This window comes from Stenotrophomonas maltophilia (genome assembly GCF_013464915.1).
Taxonomy (GTDB): Bacteria; Pseudomonadota; Gammaproteobacteria; order Xanthomonadales; family Xanthomonadaceae; genus Stenotrophomonas; species Stenotrophomonas maltophilia_AT.
Window position 1 is genome coordinate 13,003 of the sequence record NZ_RAVT01000068.1, and the last position, 17,398, is coordinate 30,400.

The 17,398-nt window shown below is 67.8% G+C and carries 19 protein-coding genes; 12 read left to right on the plus strand and 7 right to left on the minus strand.

Annotated features, from left to right (window positions below; genetic code table 11):
* The first annotated feature begins 149 nt into the window (after nt 1-149).
* On the plus strand, nt 150-2,471 hold the full coding sequence (locus D7T59_RS19955) for a DUF1631 domain-containing protein (protein WP_180853364.1): 2,322 nt from the start codon (nt 150-152) through the stop codon (nt 2,469-2,471).
* Nucleotides 2,472-2,523: 52 nt separating this feature from the next.
* Nucleotides 2,524-3,603, plus strand: a complete 1,080-nt coding sequence (locus tag D7T59_RS19960; RefSeq protein WP_180853365.1) for an NAD(P) transhydrogenase subunit alpha — start codon at nt 2,524-2,526, stop codon at nt 3,601-3,603.
* A gap of 102 nt (nt 3,604-3,705) precedes the next feature.
* Here D7T59_RS19960 and D7T59_RS19965 read toward each other — a convergent pair whose 3' ends face one another.
* Genes D7T59_RS19965 through D7T59_RS19975 form a run of 3 tightly spaced genes read right to left on the minus strand, consistent with a single transcriptional unit; the run spans nt 3,706 to nt 5,087 of the window.
* Entirely contained in the window at nt 3,706-4,176 is a 471-nt protein-coding gene (locus D7T59_RS19965) for a DUF3106 domain-containing protein (RefSeq protein ID WP_180853366.1), read from the minus strand.
* Between the two features lie 3 nt (nt 4,177-4,179).
* Nucleotides 4,180-4,506, minus strand: a complete 327-nt coding sequence (locus D7T59_RS19970) for a hypothetical protein (protein ID WP_180853367.1) — start codon at nt 4,504-4,506, stop codon at nt 4,180-4,182.
* Nucleotides 4,503-5,087, minus strand: coding sequence for an RNA polymerase sigma factor (locus D7T59_RS19975; RefSeq protein ID WP_164138354.1), 585 nt, complete (start codon nt 5,085-5,087; stop codon nt 4,503-4,505). Before D7T59_RS19975 ends, D7T59_RS19970 begins: the two co-directional genes overlap by 4 nt.
* Before the next feature lie 98 nt (nt 5,088-5,185).
* On the opposite strand from D7T59_RS19975, the gene D7T59_RS19980 reads away from it, so the two are divergent.
* A complete protein-coding gene (locus D7T59_RS19980) occupies nt 5,186-5,506 on the plus strand; it encodes an NAD(P) transhydrogenase subunit alpha part 2 (protein WP_049428770.1) in 321 nt (106 codons plus the stop codon).
* A complete protein-coding gene (locus D7T59_RS19985; RefSeq protein WP_005412324.1) occupies nt 5,503-6,963 on the plus strand; it encodes an NAD(P)(+) transhydrogenase (Re/Si-specific) subunit beta in 1,461 nt (486 codons plus the stop codon). The genes D7T59_RS19980 and D7T59_RS19985 overlap by 4 nt, the downstream gene beginning before the upstream one ends.
* A gap of 88 nt (nt 6,964-7,051) precedes the next feature.
* Here the strand turns inward: D7T59_RS19985 and D7T59_RS19990 are convergent, their stop codons facing one another.
* Nucleotides 7,052-7,471, minus strand: a complete 420-nt coding sequence (locus D7T59_RS19990) for a hypothetical protein (RefSeq protein ID WP_164138359.1) — start codon at nt 7,469-7,471, stop codon at nt 7,052-7,054.
* Nucleotides 7,472-7,593: 122 nt separating this feature from the next.
* Here D7T59_RS19990 and sufT point away from each other — a divergent pair, with 122 nt between their 5' ends.
* The 6 genes from sufT to D7T59_RS20020 all read left to right on the plus strand — a co-directional run bounded on the left by sufT (nt 7,594) and on the right by D7T59_RS20020 (nt 13,607).
* Nucleotides 7,594-8,145 carry a putative Fe-S cluster assembly protein SufT gene (sufT, locus tag D7T59_RS19995; RefSeq protein ID WP_012479222.1) on the plus strand — a complete coding sequence of 184 codons (552 nt, stop codon included), beginning with the start codon at nt 7,594-7,596 and terminating at the stop codon, nt 8,143-8,145.
* A 59-nt stretch (nt 8,146-8,204) separates the two neighbouring features.
* The gene (locus tag D7T59_RS20000; RefSeq protein WP_099552729.1) at nt 8,205-9,299 is read left to right on the plus strand and encodes a branched-chain amino acid aminotransferase; all 1,095 of its coding nucleotides are present in this window, start codon (nt 8,205-8,207) and stop codon (nt 9,297-9,299) included.
* A 175-nt stretch (nt 9,300-9,474) separates the two neighbouring features.
* A complete protein-coding gene (locus D7T59_RS20005; RefSeq protein ID WP_180853368.1) occupies nt 9,475-10,131 on the plus strand; it encodes a hypothetical protein in 657 nt (218 codons plus the stop codon).
* Complete coding sequence (locus tag D7T59_RS20010; RefSeq protein ID WP_012510131.1) at nt 10,128-10,463, plus strand: transcriptional regulator; 336 nt, start codon at nt 10,128-10,130, stop codon at nt 10,461-10,463. The genes D7T59_RS20005 and D7T59_RS20010 overlap by 4 nt, the downstream gene beginning before the upstream one ends.
* 1 nt (nt 10,464) lies before the next feature.
* Nucleotides 10,465-11,487 (plus strand): M23 family metallopeptidase, encoded by a 1,023-nt coding sequence (locus tag D7T59_RS20015; RefSeq protein ID WP_180853369.1) that lies wholly within the window; start codon nt 10,465-10,467, stop codon nt 11,485-11,487.
* A gap of 377 nt (nt 11,488-11,864) precedes the next feature.
* On the plus strand, nt 11,865-13,607 hold the full coding sequence (locus D7T59_RS20020) for a S8 family peptidase (protein ID WP_180853370.1): 1,743 nt from the start codon (nt 11,865-11,867) through the stop codon (nt 13,605-13,607).
* A gap of 119 nt (nt 13,608-13,726) precedes the next feature.
* Here the strand turns inward: D7T59_RS20020 and D7T59_RS20025 are convergent, their stop codons facing one another.
* The 3 genes from D7T59_RS20025 to wrbA all read right to left on the minus strand — a co-directional run bounded on the left by D7T59_RS20025 (nt 13,727) and on the right by wrbA (nt 15,217).
* Complete coding sequence (locus tag D7T59_RS20025) at nt 13,727-14,212, minus strand: asparaginase domain-containing protein (protein WP_010481766.1); 486 nt, start codon at nt 14,210-14,212, stop codon at nt 13,727-13,729.
* Nucleotides 14,213-14,291: 79 nt separating this feature from the next.
* Nucleotides 14,292-14,627 (minus strand): DUF2069 domain-containing protein, encoded by a 336-nt coding sequence (locus D7T59_RS20030; protein WP_049408967.1) that lies wholly within the window; start codon nt 14,625-14,627, stop codon nt 14,292-14,294.
* Nucleotides 14,624-15,217, minus strand: coding sequence for an NAD(P)H:quinone oxidoreductase (gene wrbA / locus D7T59_RS20035; protein WP_005408181.1), 594 nt, complete (start codon nt 15,215-15,217; stop codon nt 14,624-14,626). The genes D7T59_RS20030 and wrbA overlap by 4 nt, the downstream gene beginning before the upstream one ends.
* 77 nt (nt 15,218-15,294) lie before the next feature.
* Here wrbA and D7T59_RS20040 point away from each other — a divergent pair, with 77 nt between their 5' ends.
* Nucleotides 15,295-16,569, plus strand: a complete 1,275-nt coding sequence (locus D7T59_RS20040; protein WP_019338135.1) for a YihY family inner membrane protein — start codon at nt 15,295-15,297, stop codon at nt 16,567-16,569.
* A complete protein-coding gene (locus D7T59_RS20045) occupies nt 16,566-17,141 on the plus strand; it encodes a TlpA family protein disulfide reductase (RefSeq protein WP_180853371.1) in 576 nt (191 codons plus the stop codon). Before D7T59_RS20040 ends, D7T59_RS20045 begins: the two co-directional genes overlap by 4 nt.
* The last annotated feature ends 257 nt before the right edge of the window (nt 17,142-17,398 follow it).

Sequence of the window (17,398 nt, forward strand, 5' to 3'; positions counted from 1 at the left end):
CCGCCGGTCATGAGGTTTGAAGTGAGGACTGTTTCACTGTCCGTGACGGGCTGGCCGGCCTACCATCGACGTACCGGTACATGGGGTGTGCCGGTTGTCGCGATGTCCACGTTGTCTGTCGTACCAGAGAAGGTGGGGAGCCTTCCCGAATGATGAGCGCGCCCACACCGATGGGATCGTCGGGCCGTGACCCGGCCCAGCTCCAGCTTGCCCGGGACATGGTCCTGCCCGCACTGTGCCAGGCCTTCGGCGCGGCACTGGCGCGCTTTGACGATGCCCTGTTCGACCGGGCGGGCAATGCCGGTTCGTCGCAGCTGCTGTTCCTGGATGCGATGCGTGAACTGCGCCGTCGCCGCGAGGACATTGCCGGTGCCTTCTCTGGCCACCTGCAGCGGGCGTGGGATGCGCTGGCCAGTGGTGAACCCATGTCGGCCGAATCGACGCTGTCCGGCCCCGCCGAGGATGGCCTGAGCCTTCTGGCGGAGCACGTGCTGGAATCGCGGCTGGCGGTGCGCAATTTCGCTACGGTGCTGCTGCGCGACTTCAAGCCGGTGCTGGCGCGGCTCGACCGCCGCCTGGGCCGGCTGATCGGCGGCGCCGAACTGGATGCCGACCATAATCCCATCAGCCCCGAACACCTGGGCGTGGCCATCCACGAAGCCTTTGCCGGCTGTGAACTGGCCCCGGAAGTGCATCTGGTGCTGATCAAACTGTGCGAGCGCGACCTGCGCGCGCCGGTGGGACGCATCTACGAGAAGCTGGACGAGCAACTGGCCGCGGCCGGGGTGATGTCGCAGATGGGGGCGCCGCGGCGTCCGCTGTCGGCTGCGCCCGACCCGCGCATGGCCTCGGGCCTGGATGACCTGGTGGAGCAGCGCCCGGGCACGGGCTTTGACGGCGAATTCGGTGATGACGAGCAGGCCGCCCCGGCCTGGGCACAGCGCTTTGCCGCGCGCTGGTCCGAGCGGCGTGGCCACATGCAGCAACACCTGGGCGCCGAAGACGGCGGCACCGGCGAGGCGCATGCAGGGCAGCAGGGCATGTTGCTGGAGGCGCTGCACGAACTGCTGCAGCAGACCCGCCACGTGCGCGAGGACGCGACGTCGGCCGCACAGGTGGCGATCGGCCAGCAGCGTCCGCTCAGCCAGCGCGAGATGATGTCGGTGCTGTCGCTGCTGCAGGCCACGCCCAGTGCAACCCTGCGCGCGGCGATCGGCGAGGACGGCGAATCACTCGCGCAGCGGTTGAAGAGTGAAGTGCTGTCCAGCGCCACCCGCCTCGGCGTCGATCCGGGCCAGACCCGGCTGGACCCGCAGGACGAGGATGCGATCGACCTGGTGGGCATGCTGTTCGACGTGATGCTGGACGAGCGCGAACTGGAAGGCCGCTCGCGTGAGCTGATCGGACGCCTGGTGGTGCCGTTCGTCAAGGTCGCCATGCTCGACCGCCGCATGTTCGTGCAGAAGACCCATCCGGCACGCAAGCTGCTCAACTCGCTGGCCGAAGCCTGCGAGGGCAATACCGGCGAAAGCCAGGCCGAGCGGATGCTGATGGCCAAGGTCGAGGAGATCATCGAGCGCCTGGTCGCCGAGTTCAACGAGAACCTGGCGATCTTCCTGACCCTGGAAGAGGAATTCCGCGAGTTCCTGGTGCAGCATCGCCGTCGCGTGGAGATCGCGGAGCGTCGCGCTGCCGAAACGCAGCGCGGCCAGGAAAAGCTGGAAATGGCCCGTACCCGTGCCGGTGCCGAGCTGGACCGCCGTATCGGCGATGCCACCCTGCCGCCGGCCATCGCTGAGTTCCTGCGCCAGCCGTGGCAGCACCACCTGACTCTGGCGCTGCTGCGTGAGGGCGAGGAGGGCGCGTCGGTGGCCGAGGCACTGAGCCTGGGCGACGGCCTGCTGGAGGAAGTGGCCGAGGCCCGCCGCCAGATCGTTGGCAAGCCGTGGTTGCAGGCCTGGCAGCCGGTGCTGGCCAAGGTGTTCGCCAGCGTGGGTGTGCACGGTGACGCGGCCACCGGAGCGGTCGATGCACTGCATGACACGTTGCAGGGCATTGCCGAGTCGCGGCCGGAACTGCAGCGCGCGCTGCCGGAACTGCCGCAGGTGGCACTGCCGACCCCGCCGGTGGCCGAATCGCCGGCGGTGGAGCTGAGCGGGCAGATCGATGCCGATGATTTCGACAACGCCGACGCCGATCGCTTCCGTCGCATGGAGATCGGCAACTGGCTGGACTTCGTCGACAAGGACGGCAAGGTGCAGGCCGGCAAGCTGTCCTGGGTCAGCCCGATTTCCTCGCGCCTGCTGTTCGTCAACCGTCGCGGGGTGCGCTTCTGCGTGGCCTCGCCGGAAGAACTGGCGGTGATGGTGCGTCTGGGACGGCTGCGTGCGCACGTGGATGACGGTGCCTTCGACAGCGCCATGCAGGGCGTGATCGATCGGCTGGACCCGGGCAGCGCCACGCTGCACTGAGTGGGTGCCGCCTGCTAGGATCGGGAAAACTCACCGATCAGCGGGGACCTGCATGGCCGTGGCGTTGCTGGGGATCAAGGAGACCGCGCCGGGCGAACGGCGCGTGGCGCTGACGCCGGAGACCGCGCGCAAGCTCGGCGCCCTGGGCATCACTGTCTGGTACGAGCCCGGCGCCGGACTGGCCGCGGGTTTCACCGATGCTGCGTATGACGATGCTGGTGCCCGCGCGTTCGATGCCAGCCGCTGGGCCGAAATCGACATCCTGTTGTGCGTGCAGGCGCCGCCAGCGGCGGTGCTGGAGCAGCTGAAGCCCGGTGCCAGTGTGGTCGGATTGCTGACCCCGGCCACCAATCCGGCCCTGGCGGCACTGGCTGCCGATGATCGCCTGCACTTGTTCCCGCTGCAGCAGCTGCCGCGCACCACCCGTGCGCAGGCGATGGACGTACTCAGTTCGCAGGCCGGCATGGCCGGTTACAAGGCCGCGCTGATCGCCGCCGAACGCGCACCCCGTTTCTTCCCGATGCTGACCACCGCTGCCGGCACCGTGCGTCCGGCCAAGGTGCTGGTGATCGGCGCTGGCGTGGCCGGCCTGCAGGCCATTGCCACCGCGCGCCGGTTGGGTGCACAGGTGGAAGGCTTCGACGTGCGCCCGGAAACCCGCGAGCAGATCCAGTCTTTAGGTGCGCGCTTCCTCGACCTGGGGGTGAGCGCGGCTGGCGAGGGCGGCTATGCGCGTGCGCTCACCGACGAGGAGCGTGCCGAACAGCAACGTCGCCTGGCCGACCACCTGCGGAGCGTTGACGTGGTGATCTGCACCGCCGCGGTACCGGGGCGCCCGGCACCGACCATCGTCACCGCCGCGATGGTGGAGGGCATGGCCACCGGCAGCGTGATCGTGGATCTGGCCGCCGAGAGTGGTGGCAACTGCGCACTGACCCAGCCGGGGCAATGCATCGAACACCAAGGCGTGACCATCGATGGACCGCTGGGCCTGGCCAGCCGTGGTGCGACCCAGGCCAGTGAGATGTACGCGCGCAACCTGCTCAACTTCGTTGCGCTGTTCGTGCGCGAGGGACAGCTGGCATTCGACTGGGAAGACGAGCTGCTGGCGAAGACGCGCTGGCAGGCGTGAACCTGATATGCCTCCGGTAGAGCCGAGCCCATGCTCGGCTTGCGCAGGCGCGATAAAGCAGCCGAGCGTGGGCTCGGCTCTACAACGGGTTGAACGCTGCCGTTACCGCGGCTTCGCCGGCGGCGGGTTCTCGCGCACCCAGTCCTTTCGCTGTTCCGGCGTCATCTGCGACCAGCGCTCGCGCAGGGCGTCGCGCTGTGCCGGTGGCATGTCGCGCATCTGACCGAACAGGGCACGCGCCTGCTCACGCTGTTCCGGGCTCATGTGCTCGAAGCGGCGCAGGCCACGGCGTGCCTTGTCGCGCTCCTCCGGGCTCATCGACTGCCAGCGCTGGCCGTGCGACAGCATGCGTTGGCGCTGGCCGGCATCGGCGCCGTTCCAGCGGTCGCGCAGCGGTGCCAGCAGCGATTCGCGCTGGGTTTCACTCAGCTGTTCCCACGCCGGCAGCGGTGCGGCAGGTGCGGCAGGTGCGGGGCGTGCGACAGGCGCGGGCGCGGCGCTCTGCGCCAGCGCCGGGAGGGCCGGCAGCAGCAACAGGGTCATCAGCAGGGGCAGGGTGTGCAGTCGGGACATGATTCACTCCATCGCCAGGTCGGTATCGCCCAGCCACAGGTACAGATCGGGATTTTCGTCATACAGCGCGCTGTTGTCTTCCACCGAGGCCAGCACCGGGGCCGGCGCTGGGTCCGACAGGGGGCTGTGGCCGCTGAACTGCAGGCCGATACCCAGTGCCACCACCAGCGAACAGGCGCTGGCCAGCCACCAGCGCAGGCGCCCGTGCCGGGCCGCGCTGGCGCCGTGGCGGGCCTGGCGCAGCCGTGCCAGCGTCGCCGGCGACAGCGCCTGCAGCGACTGCGCGTGCAGGCTGCGCAGGGTGTCATCGGAAGGCAGGGAGCGGTTCACGGGTGGGTCTCCAGGTAGTCCTGCAGCGCCTGCCGGGCGCGTGCCAGATGGGTTTTTACCGCGCCTTCGCTGCAGCCCATGGCGCGGGCGGTGGTGGCGCCGTCCAGGTCCTGCAGCACGCGCAGGGTGAAGGCTTCGCGCTGGCGGGCGGGCAGGGTACGCAGTGCCTGCACCAGCTGCTGGTACTGCTGGCGCTGTTCGTGCGCCTGCGCCGGGTCGGGGCCTGGATCGGCCCAGTCGATCTCGCCACCATCGGCATCCTGGTTGTCGCGCCAGAACGGCAGGCGGAAGCGGCGTCGGCGTTGCAGGTCGATCACGCGCCTGCGCAGGATGCTCCAGAACAGCGGCGCCCATTCGGCGGCCGGCTTGTCGGCGTAGTCCAGCATGCGCATCAGCGCGTCCTGCACCGCGTCCATGGCGTCTTCGCGCTGGCGCAACCCGGCCTCGGCGAAACGGAACGCACGCGGGCCGACGCTGGCCAGGAACGCTTCCAGCGACGCCGGCAGGGCATCGGTCTCGGCGCTCGGGGGGACAGGGCTGCTCACCAGCACAGGGTACGGTTCCTCGCTCGGGGTCACCATCGACAACGCGTGAGCGCGGCTTCGGTTGACCGTGGGCGCGCGCCGGGTTCAGCCCGTGGTTATGATGGGCCGACGAAGACAGAGCGGGAGCGTTGCCAGTGAGTGACGGGTTCGTGGCGCTGTACATCTTCATGCTGGCGGCCATCGCCGGCCACGTGATCATTTCGCGGGTGCCGGTGATCCTGCATACCCCGCTGATGTCGGGCTCCAACTTCATCCACGGCATCGTGCTGATCGGCGCGATGGTGGTGCTGGGCCACGCGCAGACGCCGCTGGAGAAAGCCCTGGGCTTCCTTGCCGTGGTGCTGGGTGCCGGCAACGCCGCCGGTGGCTACGTGGTCACCGCGCGCATGCTGGAAATGTTCAAGCCGAGCGCGCCCAAGGGTGCCAAGGACGAACCGAAGGAGCCGCAGGCTTGAACATCAGCACCGTCGAACTGCTCGACTGGCTGGTCAAGGCCAGCTACCTCGTCGCCGCTACGCTGTTCCTGCTCGGCCTGCAGCGCATGGCCTCGCCGCTGACCGCGCGCAGCGGCATCCGTTGGGCCGGGCTGGGCATGCTGCTGGCCACGGCGGCGACCTTCTTCCTGCCCGAACTGCACAACGTGCCGCTGATCCTGGTGGCGCTGCTGCTCGGCGCCGGCCTGGCCTGGTGGTCGGCCGGCAAGGTCGCCATCACCGACATGCCGCAGATGGTGGCGCTGTACAACGGCATGGGCGGTGGCTCGGCCGCTGCGATCGGCGCGGTGGAGCTGCTGCGCTATGCCTTCCTGGCCAACCGCGATACCAGCCACTGGAGCGCGCAGGCGCTGGCCGACCTGGCCGCGCGCCAGCCATCGGGCACGGTGCTGCTGCTGGCGGTGGTCGGCGCGGCGATCGGGGCGGTGTCGCTGTCCGGCTCGGTGATTGCCTGGGCCAAGCTGGATGGTCGGCTGGACAAGCGCGTGACCTGGCCCGGCCAGCAGGTGATGAACCTGCTGGTGGCGCTGGCGGTGGTGGTGCTGGCCATCATCGCGGCCAGCACGCTCAGCACCTGGGCGATCGTCGCCTTCTTCGTGCTGGCACTGGCGCTGGGCGTGCTGATGACGCTGCCGATCGGCGGTGCCGACATGCCGGTGGTGATCTCGCTGTACAACGCGTTCACCGGCCTGGCGGTGTCGTTCGAGGGTTACGTGCTGGGCAACGAGGCGCTGATCATCGCCGGCATGATGGTCGGCGCGGCCGGCATCCTGCTGACCCGGTTGATGGCCAAGGCGATGAACCGCCCGATCCGCAACGTGCTGTTCTCCAACTTCGGCGGTGGTGCCGGTGGCGAAGCGCAGGCGATCAGCGGTTCGCAGAAGCCGATCGAAGCGGCCGACGTGGCGGCGATGATGGCCTTCGCCGAGCGCGTGGTGATCGTGCCCGGCTACGGCATGGCCGTGGCGCAGGCCCAGCATAAGATCTGGGAGCTGGCGCAGCGTCTGGGCCAGCGCGGGGTGAAGGTGAAGTTCGCCATCCACCCGGTGGCCGGGCGCATGCCCGGGCACATGAACGTGCTGCTGGCCGAGGCGGGCGTGCCCTACGACCTGATCGCCGACATGGACGACATCAACCCCGAATTCGCCAACACCGACGTGGTACTGGTGATCGGTGCCAACGACGTGGTCAATCCGGTCGCGCGCACCGATCCGGCCAGCCCGATCTACGGCATGCCGGTGCTGGACGTGGTCAATGCGCGCAACGTGGTGGTGATCAAGCGCGGCAAGGGCACCGGCTTTGCCGGCATCGAGAATGCGCTGTTCTACGCCGACAACACCCGCATGCTGTACGGCGACGGTGCCGAAGCGGCGGCCTCGCTGGTGAGCGAACTGAAGGCACTCGACGGCGGCCATTGAGGGAACGGGGTCGGATCCCTTTCCGCAGGAAAGGGCTCTGACCCCACATCCAGTATCCGCCATCCACGCATGGCGTGGATCTACGCGCTCAGCGCGCCAGCCAGGCGCCCACGGCCAGGCCCAGCGCCAGCCACAGCCATTCCACGGCGCCATTGGCCAGGGTGATCAGCGTCCAGGCCAGGTGCGGGCCCATGCGCAGGCTGGCGTCCCACAGGTCCAGCCCGATCGAGCCGCCCATCCAGGCGCTGGCGATGGTCCAGTTGGCCACGGCGGCCACCAGCAGGGTGCCCAGCATGACCAGCGCGATGCGCAGGCGGCCCGGGCCGAGCGTACCCATGCGCAGCATGAACACCAGTTCCAGGGCGGTCAGTACCGCCATCCAGCCGACCTGCCGGCCGGTCATCAGTGCCAGCACCATCCAGGCAAGGGGAGCAACAACCAGGCCCAGCAACAGCATGATGGGCCAGAGCCAGGTCACGGTCCTGGCACGCGCGGCATTGGAGGACATCGAAGCTCCCTGAAGATCACCCACAGGATACTGTGGTTTGCGGCGGTGCACCGGCGGTGCCGGGGCGGCTGGGCTAGAATGCCGTCTTGCGTGGCCCCGGCCACGGCCCCATATCGGTCCCCATGTATTCCCGTAGCAGCGAACCTGTCCACTTCGAACGCGATTGCGAGGCCGTGATGGTCCCGCAGGGCGATACCGTGACCCTGCCCGCCGGCAGCTATGGGTACATCACCCAGGCGCTGGGTGGCAGTTATTCGGTGTTCGTCGAGGGCAACCTGTTCCGCATCGCCGGCAAGGATGGCGACGCCATCGGCAAGGAGGCACCGGCACCGCTGGAACTGCCTGCCGATGCCACCGATGAACAGGTGGAACAGCTGGTGTGGCAGCAGCTGCGCACCTGCTTCGACCCGGAAATTCCGGTGAACATCGTCGAACTGGGCCTGGTCTACGAGGTCGAGATCAAGCACCTGGATGAGGGCCAGCGCGAGATCGACGTGAAGATGACCCTGACCGCACCGGGCTGCGGGATGGGCGACATCCTGGTCGACGACGTGCGCAGCAAGCTTGAAATGATCCCGACGGTGGCCGAGGCCGACGTCGACCTGGTGTTCGACCCGCCGTGGAACCAGCACATGATGTCCGAGGCGGCCCGGCTCGAGACCGGCATGCTTTGACCCACGGCCCGCAGTGACGCGGGCCCGGCATTACCCGCAACCAGAACAGGAAATCTCCGGTGTCCCAGTCCATTCCCAGCTTCGCCGTCACCCGTTCGGACCACCCGCGCAGCGCTGAAGAGCGCGCCCAGATCCTGGAGAAGCCGGGCTTCGGCCTGCACTTCACCGACCACATGGTGGAAGTGCGCTGGGACAAGGATGCCGGCTGGCACAACGCCAACGTGCGTGCCTACGGCCCGCTGCAGCTGGACCCGGCCGCGGCCGTGCTGCACTACGGCCAGGAGATCTTCGAGGGCATCAAGGCCTACCGCCATGCCGACGGTTCGATCTGGACCTTCCGCCCGGATGCCAACGGCCGTCGCCTGCAGCGTTCGGCGCAGCGCCTGGCGCTGCCGGAACTGCCGGTGGAGATCTTCGTCGAATCGCTGAAGCAGCTGATCGCCGTGGACAGCGCCTGGGTGCCGTCGGCTGATGAGTCCAGCCTGTATTTCCGTCCGTTCATGATCGGCGATGAAGCCTTCCTGGGCGTGCGCGGCGCGCACAAGGCCGGTTACTACGTCATCGCCAGCCCGGCCGGCCCGTACTTCGCCAAGGGCGTCGCCCCGGTGTCGATCTGGCTGTCCACCGAATACGCGCGCGCGGCCAAGGGCGGCACCGGCGCCGCCAAGTGCGGTGGCAACTATGCTGCCTCGCTGCTGCCGCAGCAGAAGGCGCAGGCGCAGGGCTGCTCGCAGGTGCTGTTCCTCGACCCGGTCGAAGGCAAGTACCTGGAAGAACTGGGCGGCATGAACGTGTTCCTGGTCTACAAGGACGGCACCCTGGTCACCCCGGAACTGTCGGGCAGCATCCTCGAGGGCATCACCCGCGAGAGCATCCTGCAGCTGGCCCGCGACCGCGGCATGAAGGTCGAAGAGCGCAAGGTCACCATCGACGAGTGGAAGAATGGCGTGGCCTCCGGTGACATCGCCGAAGTGTTCGCCTGCGGTACCGCTGCGGTGGTCACCCCGATCGGCCAGCTCAAGGGCGAGGGCTTCTCGGTGGGCGACATCAACGCCCCGGCCGGCGAGGTGACCATGTCGCTGCGCAAGGAACTGACCGACATCCAGTACGGCCGCCTGCCGGACCGCCACAACTGGCTGGTCAAGCTGGGCTGATCGCCCGCGGTCCACTGTAGAGCCGAGCCCACGCTCGGCCGGTTTTCCGGAAAGCCCGTCCCAGTGACGGGCTTTCTGCGTTGTGGGCCCGCCCGCCAGACCGCGGCAGGTGATTGCTTGACGCAAATAGGTTTGCGATGCAAACTGAATTCAAGCGACCCCGGTGGAGCGTGTCATGCAGCAGCCGTCCGTCATTGATCCTTCCTCGCGCCTGCAGGCGCTGACCCGTGACTACTCCCGGTACTCGCGAAGTGCCGGGGGCCTGTCGGCGATGGCAGGCGGCTTCGCCTGCCTGGCCTCGTTCCTTGCCGGCGCCCTGTTGCCGACCACCCTGGCGCTGCGCATCGTGCTCATTGCCCTGCCGGTGTTGTGGATCGTCGGCAAGCAATGGCTGGCACGCCGTTACTACCAGCGGCTGGGCCAGGTCGAGGAGCAGGTCACGCCGGTTGAACGCAATTTCCAGCGCTTCTTCATCGCCTTCACCGCGCTGGTAAGCGTGCTGGTGATCGGCAGCGTGCTGCCCCGGATGGTGCCGATGGGCGAGTTGCCCTGGGATCTGCGCGCCATCGGCTATCTGGTCGTGGTGGCACTGTTGCCCTGGATGGTGTGGCGCTGGCTGCGTACGCCGCTGGAGTTCATCGTGGGCGTGTTCCTGCTGTGCCAGGCCGCGCTGGCCTTCACCGGGCAGGCGTATGGCTTCGGCCCGAGCACCGCCGTGTTCCCGTTGGCATCCATCGCGCTGATCGTGGTCGGTTGGCGTGACCACCAGCGCTTCCAGCGGCTGCAGGTGGAGATGCGCGCGTTCATGGCGGCGCGGACGAACGTCGAATGACCCAGCTGCCTGATTCCAGAGCGTTGCTCCAGCTCGACCGCTTGATCCACGAGCCGGCACGCCTGCTGATCCTGTCGATCCTGGCAGGTGCCGAATCCGCCGAGTTCGGTTTTGTCGAACATCTCAGCGGGTTGAGCAAGGGCAACCTGTCCAGCCATCTGAGCAAGCTGGAGGCTGCTGGACTGGTCGCCATCGACAAGTCGTTCCGCGGCAAGCGCCCGCTGACCACCCTGCAGTTGACGCCGATGGGCCGCACTGCCCTGGCCGAGTACCGCACACAGCTGGCGGCGATCGTTGCCGGCATTCCCGATCCGGATCGAAAGGACGCCTGACATGACATTGCTCCCGCGCCTGTTTGCAGTTCTGGTTGTTTCCTTCTCTGCCCTCATCGGCGCGGCTGCGGCTGCAGATCCGCGCCAACAGGGAGCTGCGCTGACCACGCAGTTCTACGAAGGGCACATCGACGCACTGTGGGAACGGATGACGCCGCAGATGCAGGCGGGGCTGCAGTCCCCGCAGAACCTGGTGGCGCTGCGCGAGCAGGTGCTGGCGGGCTGGGGCGCAGAAACCGAGCTGGTCAGTGAGAAGGTCGAGAAGGTTGATGGATTCGACACCTATCTGCGGCAGGCGCGCTTCGCCAGGAGCCCGGACCTGATCCAGGTGCTGTGGGCCATCGATGCCGACGGGCGGATCGGCGGCTTCTACATCCGCCCGCTGCAGACCACGCCGCCGCAGGCCGCAGCGAGCGGGTTCCTCGACTACCAGACCCGCACACGGCTGCAACTGCCGTTCGACGATGAATACTTCGTGTTCTGGGGCGGGCGTACTGTCGAACAGAACTACCATGCGGCCCATGCCGGCCAGCGCTTCGCGCTGGATCTGCTGATGATCCGCGATGGCCGTTCGCACCGTGGCGATGGCCTGCGCAACGATGACTACTACTGCTTCGGTCGCCCGATTCTCGCACCGGCCGACGGCACGGTGGTGGAGGTGATCGAGGGGGTCGCCGACAACGTGCCGGGCCAGATGAATGCCGCCCAGCTCACCGGCAACCGCGTTATTCTCGATCACGGCAATGAGGAGTACTCGGTGCTGGCGCACCTGCGCCAAGGTAGTGTGCGCGTCGCCCAGGGACAGGTGGTCCGCAGTGGCGCGCACCTCGGTGACTGTGGCAACAGCGGCAACTCGTCCGAGCCGCACCTGCACTATCAGCTGCAGGCCGGGCCCGTGTTCGGTGTCGGCGAAGCGCTGCCGGCACAGTTCTCCGGCTACGTGGCCGATGGCCAGCCGGTTGTACGCGGTGAACCGGTCAAGGGGCAGCGTATCCGGCCTGCCGGCGTTGCGCAGGCGAATTAGCCAGCGCGTCCAACGCAGCGGGCAGGGCACCGTGCGGATGCTGCGCGACCGATGGTGCGGGCAGTCGACGCCGATGTCGGCAAAGTCATTCCAGGACACGTGACGACCCAGTCAGGTCTGTGCAGGACACGAGAAAGTTCCTTCACCTTCACAAACCCTCGACCCGAAAAGTCTCAGAACGAACATTTCATCTTGCTGAAAAGACGCTGAAAATCTTGTGGTGTCCGGTTTCGGCCTTTAGCGTCATCTGCACGGCGGATCGTTAGGGGGATCCGCTGACTCACCGGACTTCGAACCTCGCCAATGCAAGCCAGCCCACGGTTCGGGCCGGTGCTTCTGCCGATTCCGGCATTCACACCACAAGAAAGGGAAATACGATGTCCCAGGTAACGCAACCGCGTGTGCGTCGAGTGTGGGTGGTCCTTGGTGCGTCCGTTCTGTCATCGCTGCTGCTGGCCACGCCTGCGCTGGCCGGTGATGTCCAGCTCAGCGGCCTGCAGTCCGCGCCGACGCACCAGCGCTTCATCGTGAAGTACCGCGACGGCAGCGCCGCCGTGGCCAATACCACTGCGCTGGCTTCGTCGCTGAAGACGGCCGCCGCTGGCCTGGCCAGCAGCCAGGGCCGCGCGCTGGACCTGCAGGAGGTCCGCAAGCTGGCCGTCGGCCCGACCCTGGTCAGGACCGACCGTCCGCTCGACCAGGCCGAATCCGAATTGCTGATGCGCAAGCTGGCTGCCGACCCGAACGTGGAATACGTCGAAGTCGACCAGATCATGCGCGCAACGCTGACCCCGAACGACACCCGCTTCAGCGAACAGTGGGGCTTCGGTACGTCCAACGCGGGCATCAACATCCAGCCGGCCTGGGACAAGTCGACCGGCACCGGCGTGGTCGTGGCGGTGATCGACACCGGCATCACCAACCATCCTGACCTCAACGCCAACATCCTGCCCGGCTACGACTTCATCAGCGACGCAGCGATGGCGCGCGATGGTGGCGGCCGCGACAACAACCCGAACGATGAAGGCGACTGGTACGGCGCCAACGAGTGTGGCTCAGGCATCCCGGCCTCCAACTCCAGCTGGCACGGCACCCACGTTGCCGGCACCGTGGCGGCGGTGACCAACAACGCCAGCGGCGTGGCTGGCACCGCATTCAACGCCAAGGTCGTGCCGGTGCGCGTGCTAGGCAAGTGCGGCGGTTACACCTCCGACATCGCTGACGCAATCGTGTGGGCGTCCGGTGGCACCGTCAGTGGCGTGCCGGCCAATGCCAATCCGGCCGAGGTCATCAACCTCTCGCTGGGCGGCGGCGGCAGCTGCTCGACCACCTACCAGAATGCGATCAACGGCGCGGTCGGCCGTGGCACCACGGTGGTGGTGGCCGCCGGCAACAGCAACACCAACGTGTCCTCGTCGGTGCCCGCCAACTGCCCGAACGTGATCGCGGTGGCGGCGACCACCTCGGCCGGTGCACGTGCCAGCTTCTCCAACTACGGCACCGGCATCGACATCTCGGCACCGGGCCAGAGCATCCTGTCCACCCTCAACACCGGCACCACCACGCCGGGCAGCGCCAGTTACGCCTCGTACAACGGCACCTCGATGGCGGCGCCGCACGTGGCTGGCGTGGTCGCACTGATGCAGTCGGTCGCCCCGAGCCCGCTGAGCCCGGCGCAGGTCGAGAGCATCATCAAGAGCACGGCACGTCCGCTGCCGGGCGCCTGCTCGGGTGGTTGCGGTGCCGGCATCATCGACGCCAATGCCGCCGTGGCTGCGGCGATCAACGGTGGCGGCAACCCGAACCCGGGTGGCAATGTGCTGCAGAACAACGTGCCGGTTACCGGCCTGGGCGCAGCGACCGGTGCCGAGCTGAACTACACCGTCGCGGTTCCGGCCGGCAGCACCCAGCTGCGCGTGGCGATCAGTGGCGGCAGCGGTGATGCCGACCTGTACGTGCGCCAGGGCAGTGCCCCGACCGATACCACCTACACCTGCCGTCCGTACCTGAGCGGCAACAGCGAGACCTGCACCATCAACAGTCCCGCTGCCGGCACCTGGTATGTGCGGGTGAAGGCCTACAGCACCTTCTCGGGCGTGACCCTCAACGCCCAGTACTGAGCCCAAGCCCCTCTCCATGGGCACGCCCCGGCCTAGGCCGGGGCGTTTTTGCATGGGGCCGGCGGTGGTACGTGCCGCCGCGCCATGGTGGGTGCCGACCTTGGTCGGCACGCTGTTCCTCAGACCGACTCGAAGCGGTTCGCGGCCACGTTCTTGCGCACGTGCTGCGGGTCGAAGATCCGGCCGTTCATGGCGATGTACACGCCGCTCGGCAGCGACTGCACCGCACCGATCGCGCAGCCGATGTTGAACTCCGCATCCGAACCACGGAAACGCGCCGGGCTGAGTGCGCCGGTCATCACGATGGTCTTGTCCGGGATCGTCGCCAGCACCTTGCCGGTCTGCACCATCGAATCGGTGCCGTGGGTCACCAGCACGTGGCGGGTCGGCTGCGCGGCGATGGTGGCGCGGATCAGTTCGCGGTCTTCATCGTTGATGTGCAGCGAATCCTTGCGCAGGATCGGAATCACGTTGAAGCGGAACGTCACGCCCAGCTCGCGCAGGATCATGCCGATCTGGGGGTCGCCGATCTGGTAGTCCGACTTGTCGTCGAAGTAGATCTTGTCGATCGTGCCACCGGTGGTGACGACCAGGAGCTCTTCCATCATGTGCATGCGCGAAACCAGGACAGGTACAGCGGCGCGGGGCCAGGAACACAGATGATACGGCCCGGCGGCCGCAGCGTCAGCGTCGCTTGCCGAAGCGGGCGCGCAGGCCGGGCAGGCTGGCGCTGAAGATCACCAGCAGCGCCAGCGCGATCTCGATCAGCGCCAGCCAGCGCGTCTCCGGATGGCTCCAGGCGCTCATCACGCCGTGGCTGAACCAGCCCAGGGCCAGCACCGAGGCCCAGAAACCGGCCTTGCGCCAGCCCAGGCGCAGTGCGATGGCCAGCGCCAGTGGCGGCGCGGTGAACACCAGCTGGGTGGCCAGCCAGTGCTTGTCATTGATGAACCAGCCGGCGAACAGCGCGGCCAGCCCCATCAGGGCCAGCAGCAGGACCGTGCGCGGCGCGGCGCTCATCGGGCCAACCGCTGCGCGATGTCGGCTACCCGGCGGCCGAGCGCACGGGCCAGCACGGCCTCGTCGTCGGTTGGCTGCGGGTCGTCGGCGGCGCCGGCCACGTGGCTGGCGCCATACGGCGTGCCGCCACTGGTGGTGTGGCTCAGCGCCGGTTCGGTGAACGGGATGCCGACGATCACGCAACCGTGGTGCAGCAGCGGCACCTGCATCGACAGCAGGGTCGATTCCTGCCCGCCGTGCATCGAGGCGGTGGAGGTGAACACGCCGGCCGGTTTGCCCGAGAGGGTGCCGTTGACCCATTCGGCGCCCAGCCCATCCAGGAAATGCTTGACCGGGGCGGCCATGTTGCCGAAGCGGGTGGGGCTGCCGAGCAGCAGGCCCTGGCACTCGACCAGGTCCTGCACGCTCACATAGGGGGCGCCATCGTCGGGTACCGGCGGCTGCGCGGTCTGGGTTACCGCGGCCACCGGCGGCACCGTGCGCAGGCGCGCGCTCATGCCCGGCACTTCGCCGATACCCCGCGCGATCTGGCGCGCCAGCCGTGCCACCGAACCGCCCCGGCTGTAGTACAGCACCAGAATCTCGCCCATCGTGCCCGCTTCTCCTCGTCGTGTGGCCACCAGTATGGCTATCCTGCCAGCATTCCGCATCGGGTACCCTTCCACCGATGGAACCTTTGGATACGCTCAACCTGTGGATGGAGCGCGCGCGGGATCGCGCACGGGCCATCAGTTTCGGCCGCTTCCTGTGGCATCGCTTCCTCGACGACCGCCTGTTCCAGGCAGCGGCGGCGCTGGCGTACACCACTGTGTTCGCACTGGTGCCGCTGGCCATCGTGGTGTTCGGCGTGCTCTCGGCCTTCCCCGTCTTCGACCGCTGGAGCGACCAGCTCAGCGATTACGTCTTCTCCAACTTCGTGCCCAACGCCGCGCGCGCGGCCGAGGGCTACCTGCGGCAGTTCTCGGCCAGTGCCGGCCAGCTCACCGCCGCCGGCTTCATCGCGCTGGTGGTGTCACTGCTGATCACCCTCAATAGTGTTGAAGAGACCTTCAACCAGATCTGGCGGGTCGGCTCGACCCGGCCCAAGCTGACCCGCTTCCTGGTCTACTGGACCGTGCTGACCCTGGGCGCAATGCTCGCTGCCGCTTCGCTGGCGGTGTCGGCGCGGGTGTTCGCGATGCCGCTGTTCGGCACCCAGGAGGGCCGCTGGCTGGCCGAGTTCGCGCTGCGGCTGGCGCCGATCCTGATCGAGTTCGTCTGCATCACGCTGATGTTCCGGGTGGTGCCACACCACACCGTGAAATGGCGGCACGCGGTGCCCGGCGCGATCCTGGCGGCGGTGATCCTGGAACTGGTGAAATGGGGCATCGGCGCCTATCTGGGCAGTTTCCAGTCCTACCAGAAGCTGTATGGCACGGTGGCCTTCGTGCCGATCCTGCTGCTGTGGATCTACCTGTGCTGGGTGGCAGTGCTGTTGGGCGCGTCGCTGTCCTCGTCGATGGCCGCCTTCCGCTACCAGCCGGTGGAACTGCGCCTGCCGCAGGGCTACGAGTTCTATGGCCTGCTGCGCCTGCTGGGCCGCTTCCACCATGCACGTGCCAAGGGCAAGGGCCTGGCCGATGATGAAATCCTGCGGCTGGAGCCGATGCTGACCGATTCGCTGCTGCAGGACCTGGCCTGCAACCTGCAGGAGATCGGCCTGCTGCGCCGCGATGAACGTGGCGAATGGCTGCTGTCGCGCGACCTGGACCAGGTCAGCCTGGCCGATCTGTACGAATGCACCCAGCTGCGCATCCCGGTAGCCGAGCAGCACCTGCCGTACCGCGACGACAGCCTGGGCCGTGCCGCACTGGCGGCGCTGGACGATCTGCGACTGCCCCTGCGCGAACGCCTCAAGCGCAAGGTCAGTGACATCTATACCGATTCCGGAGACATGCCATGACCCGCAAGACCCCGTTGCCGCTGTTGCTCCCGTTGACCCTGCTGCTGGCCCTGGCGGCCTGCAAGCCGGCCCAGGAGCCGACCCCGGCCAGCAGCCAGCCGCCGGCACAGGCGCCGACGCCGACCACGCCGGCGCCGGTCGAGGAAACCCCGGCCGAGCGCACCACCGCCGAGTTCCCGACGCTGAAGATGAAGGCGGTCGATGGCAGCGACTACGACCTGGCCGCGCATCGCGGCAAGTGGGTGGTGGTGAACTTCTGGGCGACCTGGTGCGCCCCGTGCCGCAAGGAAATGCCCGAGCTGTCGGCGCTGCATGCGATGCGCAGCAACATTGAAGTGGTCGGCCTGGCGTATGAGGACATCGAAGCGCCGGAGATGCAGGCATTCCTGACCAAGCATCCGGTGACCTATCCGATCGTGATCGTCGACCCGTTCGACCCGCCGGCGGACTTCGCCACGCCGCGCGGCCTGCCGCTGACGCATCTCATCGATCCGCAGGGCAAGCTGGCGCACAGCTTCCTGGGCCCGGTCACGGCCGCGGACATCGAAAAGCAGATCGCGGCCGCCAAGTAGTGGGTTGGTCGGCAGGGCTGCGCCCTGCACCCGCAGAAGCAACGGCAACAGCCGAAGCAACAGCAACGGCAACAGCGTGCATTCCGTGGGATGGCGGGGCGGTGCCGGAGTGCGGGGACGCCGCAAGTACGTCCATGTAGCAACTGTGTTGCCGGAGGGGCTCAGGTTCCTCCGGCAGACAGGCACGGTAGTGCCGGCCGCWGGCCGGCAGCCTCTTGGAGCGCGCGCAGGCTGGCTTCAGGCGGGGATCGATCCGC

Coding starts and splice junctions, on each gene's coding strand:
- D7T59_RS19955 (WP_180853364.1), top strand. CDS start 150: ATGATGAGCGCGCCCACACCGATGGGATCGTCGGGCCGTGACCCGGCC.
- D7T59_RS19960 (WP_180853365.1), top strand. CDS start 2,524: ATGGCCGTGGCGTTGCTGGGGATCAAGGAGACCGCGCCGGGCGAACGG.
- D7T59_RS19965 (WP_180853366.1), bottom strand. CDS start 4,176: ATGTCCCGACTGCACACCCTGCCCCTGCTGATGACCCTGTTGCTGCTG.
- D7T59_RS19975 (WP_164138354.1), bottom strand. CDS start 5,087: ATGGTGACCCCGAGCGAGGAACCGTACCCTGTGCTGGTGAGCAGCCCT.
- D7T59_RS19990 (WP_164138359.1), bottom strand. CDS start 7,471: ATGTCCTCCAATGCCGCGCGTGCCAGGACCGTGACCTGGCTCTGGCCC.
- sufT (WP_012479222.1), top strand. CDS start 7,594: ATGTATTCCCGTAGCAGCGAACCTGTCCACTTCGAACGCGATTGCGAG.
- D7T59_RS20005 (WP_180853368.1), top strand. CDS start 9,475: ATGCAGCAGCCGTCCGTCATTGATCCTTCCTCGCGCCTGCAGGCGCTG.
- D7T59_RS20010 (WP_012510131.1), top strand. CDS start 10,128: ATGACCCAGCTGCCTGATTCCAGAGCGTTGCTCCAGCTCGACCGCTTG.
- D7T59_RS20015 (WP_180853369.1), top strand. CDS start 10,465: ATGACATTGCTCCCGCGCCTGTTTGCAGTTCTGGTTGTTTCCTTCTCT.
- D7T59_RS20020 (WP_180853370.1), top strand. CDS start 11,865: ATGTCCCAGGTAACGCAACCGCGTGTGCGTCGAGTGTGGGTGGTCCTT.
- D7T59_RS20025 (WP_010481766.1), bottom strand. CDS start 14,212: ATGGAAGAGCTCCTGGTCGTCACCACCGGTGGCACGATCGACAAGATC.
- D7T59_RS20030 (WP_049408967.1), bottom strand. CDS start 14,627: ATGAGCGCCGCGCCGCGCACGGTCCTGCTGCTGGCCCTGATGGGGCTG.
- wrbA (WP_005408181.1), bottom strand. CDS start 15,217: ATGGGCGAGATTCTGGTGCTGTACTACAGCCGGGGCGGTTCGGTGGCA.
- D7T59_RS20040 (WP_019338135.1), top strand. CDS start 15,295: ATGGAACCTTTGGATACGCTCAACCTGTGGATGGAGCGCGCGCGGGAT.
- D7T59_RS20045 (WP_180853371.1), top strand. CDS start 16,566: ATGACCCGCAAGACCCCGTTGCCGCTGTTGCTCCCGTTGACCCTGCTG.